This window comes from Aliterella sp. E5.1 (assembly GCF_057473825.1).
Genome location: NZ_JBYCCV010000004.1, coordinates 113,939 through 122,945, shown reverse-complemented (window position 1 = coordinate 122,945; position 9,007 = coordinate 113,939). Strand labels below are relative to the sequence as shown.

The 9,007-nt window shown below is 43.9% G+C and carries 7 protein-coding genes; 2 read left to right on the top strand and 5 right to left on the bottom strand.

Annotation, left to right across the window (positions count from 1 at the left end):
* Positions 1–1,920, bottom strand: a 1,920-nt coding sequence (locus tag AC2VE5_RS03105) for a bifunctional diguanylate cyclase/phosphodiesterase (RefSeq protein ID WP_486886314.1), incomplete at its 3' end; no start/stop codon positions are given.
* Between the two features lie 328 nt (positions 1,921–2,248).
* On the bottom strand, positions 2,249–2,545 hold the full coding sequence (locus tag AC2VE5_RS03100; protein ID WP_486886313.1) for a hypothetical protein: 297 nt from the start codon (positions 2,543–2,545) through the stop codon (positions 2,249–2,251).
* Between the two features lie 420 nt (positions 2,546–2,965).
* Here AC2VE5_RS03100 and truB point away from each other — a divergent pair, with 420 nt between their 5' ends.
* A complete protein-coding gene (gene truB, locus AC2VE5_RS03095; RefSeq protein WP_486886312.1) occupies positions 2,966–3,853 on the top strand; it encodes a tRNA pseudouridine(55) synthase TruB in 888 nt (295 codons plus the stop codon).
* A 4-nt stretch (positions 3,854–3,857) separates the two neighbouring features.
* On the opposite strand, the gene AC2VE5_RS03090 is transcribed toward truB, so the two are convergent.
* From AC2VE5_RS03090 to AC2VE5_RS03080, 3 genes are all read right to left on the bottom strand, one after another.
* The gene (locus AC2VE5_RS03090) at positions 3,858–4,139 is read right to left on the bottom strand and encodes a DUF2103 domain-containing protein (RefSeq protein ID WP_486886311.1); all 282 of its coding nucleotides are present in this window, start codon (positions 4,137–4,139) and stop codon (positions 3,858–3,860) included.
* A gap of 5 nt (positions 4,140–4,144) precedes the next feature.
* On the bottom strand, positions 4,145–4,477 hold the full coding sequence (clpS, locus tag AC2VE5_RS03085) for an ATP-dependent Clp protease adapter ClpS (protein ID WP_486886310.1): 333 nt from the start codon (positions 4,475–4,477) through the stop codon (positions 4,145–4,147).
* A gap of 101 nt (positions 4,478–4,578) precedes the next feature.
* On the bottom strand, positions 4,579–6,594 hold the full coding sequence (locus AC2VE5_RS03080; RefSeq protein WP_486886309.1) for an FAD-dependent oxidoreductase: 2,016 nt from the start codon (positions 6,592–6,594) through the stop codon (positions 4,579–4,581).
* A 1,099-nt stretch (positions 6,595–7,693) separates the two neighbouring features.
* On the opposite strand from AC2VE5_RS03080, the gene AC2VE5_RS03075 reads away from it, so the two are divergent.
* A complete protein-coding gene (locus tag AC2VE5_RS03075) occupies positions 7,694–9,007 on the top strand; it encodes an APC family permease (protein ID WP_486886308.1) in 1,314 nt (437 codons plus the stop codon).

Here is a 9,007-nt window from a genome sequence, read left to right as displayed (position 1 = left end):
CAAAAGTTCTTCCCGCTCAAGCGCTTTATGGAGATTATTTTCTAACACCAGTTGCTCAAGCGCTTCGGGATTCATAGTCGGTGTATAGAACTGGTAATTGTTTTTGCCCTGTTGCTTGGCACTATACATAGCAGTGTCAGCATACTTCAGCAAAGTTTCCGCATCTTCTCCGTCATCAGGACTTAGAGCAATCCCAATGCTGGCTGTGATGTAGAGTTCCTGCTTTGCAAAACAAAAAGGAATACTAAAGGCATCTAGAATCCTCTGAGCCACCTTAGCGGCATCTTCGGCACAGGTAATTTGAGGTAGCAGCAGGGTAAACTCATCGCCTCCCCAGCGAGCCAAGGTGTCTATTTCCCGCAGGCAGCCTGTCAAACGTGACGCTGCCTCTCGCAACAACTGATCTCCAACAGCATGACCCAGCGTATCGTTGATCTTCTTAAACCGATCCAGGTCTAGAAATACTGCAGCCAACATTTCTCTGCGTCGATAGGCGTTGGCTAAGGCTAGGAATATGCGATCGTTAAATAGCAAGCGGTTGGGCAACCCCGTCAGCAGGTCATGAGAAGCTTGATGTCGAATCATTTCTTCCACACGCCTTTGCATCACAGCCATATGGAGGTGAGTACCCAAGGATTGAGCTAGCTTAATTTCCTGCGGAGTCCATGTTTGAGCTTGTCCTTTTTTGATTTCCCGCCAGGCTGCAAAAGATGTCCGAGGGTACAGGTTGCGGTTATCATCATCCCAACGGCCTGCCCACAAAGTTTCAGTGTCAATTTCATTACGAAAGATGCTCAGGTAGCCTATGTCCTGTTGACGATACTGTAGCGGCACAATCAGAATTGACCGAATTAGGGTTGACTGGAAACTGGGGACTAAAGTATCAAGAGTTGGCTCTTGATAGAGATCGTTAATAGTATATGGATGCCGCACACTGTTTTTGTCAGAGGCACTCTCATTGTTATCAGTTATAGCTCGAAGTGGCTTTCTTGCTTCAGGCTGCCAAGGGTACTGTTGTTCATGGCAGGCACTGCATTCTGGGCAGATGTCCTGGAAGGAACTAATCACTTGTTGCCAGATGGGACTTTCTTCAAGCTGGGTCAGAGTTGGCTGCTCTCCACAGATATACAATTGAGAAGGTTGATCACTTGCATTCGCTTTGAGATATAGCCTACCCCCAGAACCATTTAGGGCTTTAATGGTTTCCTCAAGCACGGTCTGCTGAATTTCCGCGACGTTGAGCGGAGAATGGAGTAGACTGCTAATTTGATTGATTATGGCTTCATGGCGAGCTTGTTGTCGAGCTTGCGAGAGCAGATTTGATTGGGCGATTGCAATCGACAGTTGATCTACTAGCATCTGCACAATTTTCAACTCTTGTTCTGAAATAAGATATGATTCAGCATGATGACAAGCCAACAACCCCCAGAGCTGATTTTGCTCCACAATCGGAATTGTCAAAGAAGAACTTACACCCATGTTAGAGAGATATTCGAGATGGCAAGAATCTGCTTTATAATAGCGAATATCTTCTGTCGCTAGGCTTTCTCCTGTTTCTGGATTGTCCAACTGGTTGATTGTCTTGCGTTGAGATCCAACATCCATAATTATCCGTTGACGGGCTTTGACAAACATCTCGCGGGTCTGGGGAGGAATATCGCCCGCCGGAAAATGGAGTCCCAACAGAGAGGGTAGATTATTTCCATCAAGAGACTCGGCAATGACCTCTCCACTGGTATCGGGATCAAACCGATATATTTTGACTCTATCTATACCTAAAAATGAACGGATTTCTAGTACCGCCGTCGTCAAAAGCTCTTGTAGCTCCAAAGATTGTCGAATTCGGTTGACTATGGGATTGAGCAAGCTTTCTTGAGCTAAGGCCTGCTGCAAAATCTGTGTAACATTTTTAGGAGCCATTTCGTTAAGTGGTTTTCATGAATTAATTATGAATATCCTTAATCCCAGGATGTCTTATCCTCCTTAAAAAACCAATGGTGCAATTACTTATTACCTATAAAAGTTTAGTGAAGATTCAGGGTGAAGCAGCACGTCAGCTTTTGAACCCTTGCTTCCACCGATGGCATTATGACCTGTGCTTGCAGAGATTCAACGCTTACAACTTTCAGCCAAATGCTATGGACTGGATATGAATGTGACTTGGTGCAAAACGTAGGTCTGGTCTGTGCCTTTTGTCCCTTACTCAAACTTGGTGCAAGATGTCAGCCAATACCTTGGAGTGCTAAAGCTACAAGTGGGCGATCATTTTTCGTCCACTTGCCAACGCTTGCTGGTATTTCGCTAGAGCATTTGTCCGCGACTGGCTACTTCCTTGTCTCAGAAACTGCTGGGCTTCCTGCAACAGTTTTTGTCTTTCGCTGTAAGCAGCTTGACTATTAGAGCTTGTGGCAGGTAGTTGTTGGGCAGTTTTACTACGGCTAGGATTAGCTATTACAGTTTCAGATACTAATAAGAGGCTGAGACTAATAGTCAAGGCACAATAGAAAAAATGCTGATATCTGTCTTGTCCAATTCCCTGCGCCATGAATCTACCAAAAAAACAAATCACTAATAATCAATATCAATTGCTCAAGGCTAATTTCTGGCAATAGTCTAAGGATTTTTTACGCCACTATCCTTAGGTAGGAGGACTTTAGTAAGTGCTGCTTTATCAAAAAATCTTCAAGCTAACTGCAATCCGCGCCGCGCTGTGCCGATGATCGCGATCGATGGTAATGCCGATCCAATCGTACTTTCCAAGTTGGATTCTACACAATTGAAGACAAGGCGATCGCCCAAGTAAAATTAGCCAAGATATTAGTGCAAGTAATGTAATTTGGAACTTTTTGAAGCCTAAAACATTGCGATCGTGTTACTTGTACCTTGCCTACAGCAATCAAAATAACCTAGTATCTAACTTCCAATTAAACTAAACATCAAAAATTAGGCTTAGGAAACTCAATTTGTGCAAGGTTTTATCAATTTATTCAAGCAAACTGACTTTACTTCTCATGACTGCGTAGCCAAGTTGCGCGGGTTATTGCGACTCAAACGTATAGGACACGGTGGAACATTAGATCCAGCCGCTACAGGGGTTTTACCAATAGCTCTTGGTAAGGCGACGCGCCTATTACAGTATTTGCAGCCAGACAAAGCTTATAAAGCAACAATTCGCTTAGGGGTGGTAACGGCGACAGACGATCTCGAAGGAGAAATCATTAGTCAAAAGCCAGTATCAAGCTTAACTTTGGCACAAGTGGCATCGACATTAAAGCAATTTACAGGCAAATTGTCCCAAATTCCGCCGAAATACAGTGCAATACAAGTGCAAGGAAAACGCTTGTACGACTTAGCCCGTCGTGGGGAGACGATAGAAGTTCCAGCCAGAAATGTAGAAGTATATCAGCTAGAGATATTAGAGTGGCGCAGTGGTGACTATCCCGAACTTGATATAGCTATTAGTTGTAGTGCGGGAACATACATTCGCGCGATCGCCCGCGATTTGGGTATTGCTTTACAAACGGGAGGAACTTTAGCTAGCTTAATTCGCACTCACAGTAGTGGTTTTAACCTAGTAGATAGCCTAACTTTTGACGAACTAATAGAGCAACTCCAACAAGGAACTTTTTGCCCGATTGCGCCTCCTGTCGCCTTGCAGCATCTACCACTGGTGACTTTACCCGCGCCTATTGCTCAAAAATGGTGTCAAGGGCAAAAAGTTGTCGGCGATGGGGCGGTTTTGGTTAATTCTCCGGTGCAAGTTTATCGAGATGGCGACTTTTTAGGTATCGGTCATCAAGAAGACTTGGAAGTGCGGAGTTTGATTCCCGATCTAGTTTATGAACCGATGTAACAGCTTAAAGTTGTAGCAACTCCTCTAGTTGTTCTTGGCTCAAAGTTGTGAGAATAAATACTTCTTGAACCGTTTTACCTTGTCTTGCGATGATTTTAAAGCCCCCGCGAATTGGCACAGATACCCTCAATTGCATACGGGGGATATGACCTCTGGTTCTACTAATAACGCCGGGAGTGATGGTGTAAATACCCTCTAGCTTAGTCAAAGCTTCTAAAATGCGAATAAGTCCAGGAATGTGGGTAGAGTGATTGAGTACAAGCCTGCCGCTAGTGGGTTTGCCCATGATGTTTAAGCTGCCTCTAAGGGAGCCATCGTCAAACCCGCACGTCTAAGTTGTTGATGATAAAGTTCGGCTTGTTCTTGGGGTCCTACCCAGACAATAGCTTGTCCGGCAAAGTGGATTTGATTTGTTAGTTCCCAAGCATTTTCGCTGCTCATGCCAGGAATATAAGTCAGCAAGCATTTAGCTACGTGTTCAAAAGTGTTGAAATCATCGTTTAACACAATAATTTTGTAGTTAGGATAAAACTTGCGGGTAACTTCGTTTTTCTGAGTGGGAGCAATTGTCGGTGTAGTAGAACTTGCCATAGCGCGGACAACTGTTGAATGTAACCTAGCCATAACCTATCCAAAATATCTCGATCAAACTACATTCCAAGATACCAGAGGATTAAGAAATCGGATGAGGGAGCGGTAAAGTAAGCCCCTCATCTTCTTTTCTTTTAGCGCCAATCGTCCCAATTTTCATTAAAAATTGAAGTGTCGGGGAAAGCTGTAGGATTGCCTTGTTCTTTTAAACGCCGTTTGAGCGCTTCTAGCTGGGGTTCTTGTTGGGGCAATCGATCGACTAATTCGTAAGGTGCGATCGCATTATCCAAACTAAAAGCTACGGCAAGTCCCGCCGCCGCTCCCGATGACCACTCAAAGGAATGCACTCGGTAAGCCGCCGCCGCAATATGGCTTGTGGCAATACTTTTGCCTGCTACGAGCATATTGTCGATCTTTTGGGGAATCATTGCCCGCAAAGGAATTTGAAACGGGTAAGCTTGTCCTGCACCCAGGCGTTCGCCGGGACGCTCGATATTTCCTGGTGCTTCTGGGGGGCTTTTGACCATGCAGGGATGAAAGTCAATGGCATAGTGAGCAATACCCACCGAATCTGGATAGATTGTCGAACGCGATCGCCGCATGGGTGAAACTGATTGGTTAGAGCTACCAATTACCGCCGTTGCTTCTAATCCAGATAGCGCTGCTCTTAAGCTGCGATAGGTTTGCGGGGATAAAATTTGAGTGTAGTATTTATCGGTATAATCGCGGCGAGAAATATCAATTTCCCACACGGTAAAGCCTTGGGGCTGTCCCCAACTAGGTCTGCCAATTATTCTTCTTCCTTCTCGCATATAGGGATACTTGGATAAGCCGTGGACGGTTCCCATCGGCGAATCTAAGCCTGATAGATAGCGGTGATTTGGTTGCGGCTCTTTTACTTTTGCACCTAGTTGGGAGTCGGTAGTTCCAGCTACCAGCCAGTAATAATAGCCTTGAGAAATTTCCTCTGCCTTACGCAGACTTTCAACTCGCAACCCTCCCATCCATTGTCCGGGTTCTAGTTGCTTGGTAGCTTGCAACTGGTTGCGAGTATACACTAAGTTATCGCTGCTAGTCCCTGGGCGGTAGTCGTTACCCCAAGTCCAGTTTTGCATGGAAATATCGCCGGGAGTGGGAGCCGAAAATTCAACACCTTTAAACATTGTGGTTTCCCCTTCGTCTGGACTCCAAATGCGGCGGTAAGTAAACACTAACGGAAAACTTGCTAGACGCGGCAACTCATAACTGTAGTAGTTGACATACTGAAGATAAAAAGGCGGCATCCTTTGAGCTTGGGGTTCCTTGGTTGCCTCCATGGCGTAAGTGTAAGTAAAGCCTTGAGTACAATAAGGGTCATTAGTTGCACTAGAAGAGGACGGTTCTAAGTAAGAACGGGCATCAATGCCAAGCCTGTAAGGGACATCTGCCAGCGCCACCAATTCCCCGGTTTCTGTAGCATCAACTACGTACCAGTTCGGAGCATTACTTTTAACTAGGGGGCTATTTTTTTTTGGTTTGGCTGGTACAAAACGGATAATATTTTTGTCAAAGTTCGCTGAGTTGGCGTATTTATAAGCTTCGGTGATGGTTCGCGATAGTGGCTGAGTATTGAGGGGTGGTGCGCCTTTGGCGGGGCTGTGTTGAATGGCGATCGCCCCAGTAATGATGTTCGGTGTCCGTTGCAGTTCCTTAACTACTGTAGTCGGAAAAAACGTTAACTTGCCTTTACCTTTTTTTGCTGCGTCTGTTAATAATCTAGATAAAATCTCGTGACCATCTTTGGGCAGAAAACAAGAGTCGCTTACCCAGCAGTCTCCAGGGTTCAATTCTCCATATTTGCGCTCAATCCGCGATCTCAATTCCAAATAACCACGAGGATACAGTAATTTTGCTCTTTGAGTTGGTCGCTCATCTAGGGCAGAAGTTCCTTGAGCAGAAATTTGTCCTCCTACCCAATCAGTAATTTCTGTAAGACAAACTGTTTTACCAGCAAGCAAGCCTTCGTAGGCTGTTGCTACCCCACTCAGCCCACCACCAACAACTAATATTTCACATTCAATAGTTTGGTCAGCACTTCTCGGAGGAGCCGCCAAGGCAATGGGGGTAAAGAAAGTTGCAGCTAAGGTCAGACTAACAAGCGGAGCCTTCATATTCTCAGGTCTATTTAAAGTAGGAGGTCTAGATAGCCTTAGACGTTACCATTTCAAAAATGTTTATGGCAAGCTTTTACTCTTCTCGGATTTATCTTTACAAACTGCAATGTTTCTTGATGTTGAATTTTGGATAAAACTTCAATAACAATTTGCGATCGCATTTTATTGATTTACCGCATTAATACTTTTAAATCGGTTTCCTAGTTCAACATATTTTCACCAGTACGGCATCAAAATATTACAAAGAAACAAGGCTTGTACTTAACGCATCCGTAAAATTACATAGCTCCTAAAAATCCTTCCAAAATGTTCCGTAAAACCCACCAAGCAAGTTGAATCTTAATTATGGCAATCTTGAAAAGTAAACAAAGATTGGAATTTTCCAACAATCAAGACTAGAGTCGATCTATACCTACTGCACTATGAATATACTAAATAGCTTTCCCCTATGGCAATTCTTAAACCAGCCTGTCTTTAGTTCCGAAACCAAATTAATATTAAACCCGCGCCAGTTTGGGCATTTATACAAAATCGATTTACTAGAGCGTTGTTTTATTCAAGAATGTAGTGTTAAAAAACCTCATGTAGCTGAATAAGTTAAAAATTATTTAATGTATAACTTTAAAAATGCCTAATTTCCTCAAAAATCGGGCATTTTTGCTATAAATACTCTTTACCAATTTTAAAAATTCTATTAACTGACTATTTCATCACGTCAATTTCTATACAACACATAGTTGGACTGCTTCGTTTACAGGTAGTGGCTGTAAGAGTGGAAGCGGCAAGCAGGGTAGGTACGCTAAAAAGAAAGTTGCAACACGATTAGTAAGGAATCATGCAACTGAAAGTCATTGGTTAGGAACGTTTGTGGTTTATCTTCTAACGGCACGTGGATTGTGCGTGTAAATACTTTGGGTTATTCCAGTCGTCGAACACGGTATTCGATCTGCAAGCAGAATCTTTTCGCTGCCTTTATAATTCGCTCATCATGGCTCAAAGGTGACATTAATCTGTTTGCTATCAAACAGTAACAATTATTTCGCAGTTCCAAAGCCCGTAGCCTTTATACTGGCGAGAACACACTATGTAGTAGGTTATGGAAAACGCAGAAGCAGATTCGCTAAAGCGCGTATTTGGACTGCCAACGCTAGTTATTTACGGCGTTGGCGATATTCTCGGCGCTGGAATTTATGCCTTAGTTGGCAAAGTTGCCGGATTTTCCGGCACTTTGGTATGGGTTTCGTTTTTGAGTGCGATGGTTGTGGCAGCACTTACAGCTTTTAGTTATGCCGAACTTGGCAGCCGATTTCCCAAAAGTGGAGGCGTTGCTTACTTCGTTCATAGAACATTTCACAATCCTTTTCTCTCAACTTTAGTTGGTTGGGTAATGTTTTGTACCTGCCTAGTTTCAATGGCGACAGGATCAAAAGCCTTTGCTGGCTATTTCAACGCTTTTGCCCCCGGCGTTCCAACTTGGTTAATTATTTTGGCACTTTTTTCTGCTTTGGCTTTTGTCAATTTTAGAGGCATGGAAGAGTCTTCTGCTCTGAATATTTTTTGTACGACGATTGAAGCATCGGGGCTAGTTGTTGTCATTTTAGTTGCCAGCTTGTTTGTATTTGGGGGAGGGGAATCGACGGCAACTACCGCTATCGTTGAAGCGCCAGCTAGTGGTTGGATACCAATTTTACAAGGAGCATCCCTTGCCTTCTATGCCTTCATTGGGTTTGAAGATATTGTCAATGTTGCCGAAGAAGTAAAAAATCCTGAGCGCAATGTTCCTAAAGCGATCCTGCTATCATTGGGCATTGCTGGAATTGTTTACATTCTTGTTTCCTGGCTTGCTACTCAAGTGATAAGCCCGGTGGAGCTTGCCAACTCCAAAGCTCCTTTACTTGATGTAGTCAGCCAGTCGCAACCCAATTTTCCGCGAATTATCTTTACGTTCGTTCCGCTATTTGCAATTCTCAATACGGGGTTGCTAAATTTTGTTACCGCCTCGCGGCTGCTTTACGGGATGTCGCGGGAAGGGCTATTGCCAGCTTGGTTAGGAAAATTACACCCTAGGCGTGCTACTCCCTATCGAACGCTAATAGTTATTTTACCGATCGCAATTACTTTAGCGCTTTCTGGTAGATTAGAATTCTTGGCTGGAGCTACAGCAACTTTGCTATTGGCAATGTTTTGTTTAGTAAATATTTCCCTCTTAATTACCAAACGCCGAGAACCTCGCACAAGCGGGTTTCAGGTTCCTTTAGTAGTTCCGGCTTTGGCATTGCTGTTTAATTTGGCTCTTGTTGCTTTTGCGTCCCCTGAAAGTCGCATTTTGGCATTGGTGTTTACGGGTGTCGGCATAATTCTCATTGCAATTCGTCAAGTTTTAGCTAAAAAAAGTTTGCCAAGTTCTTAA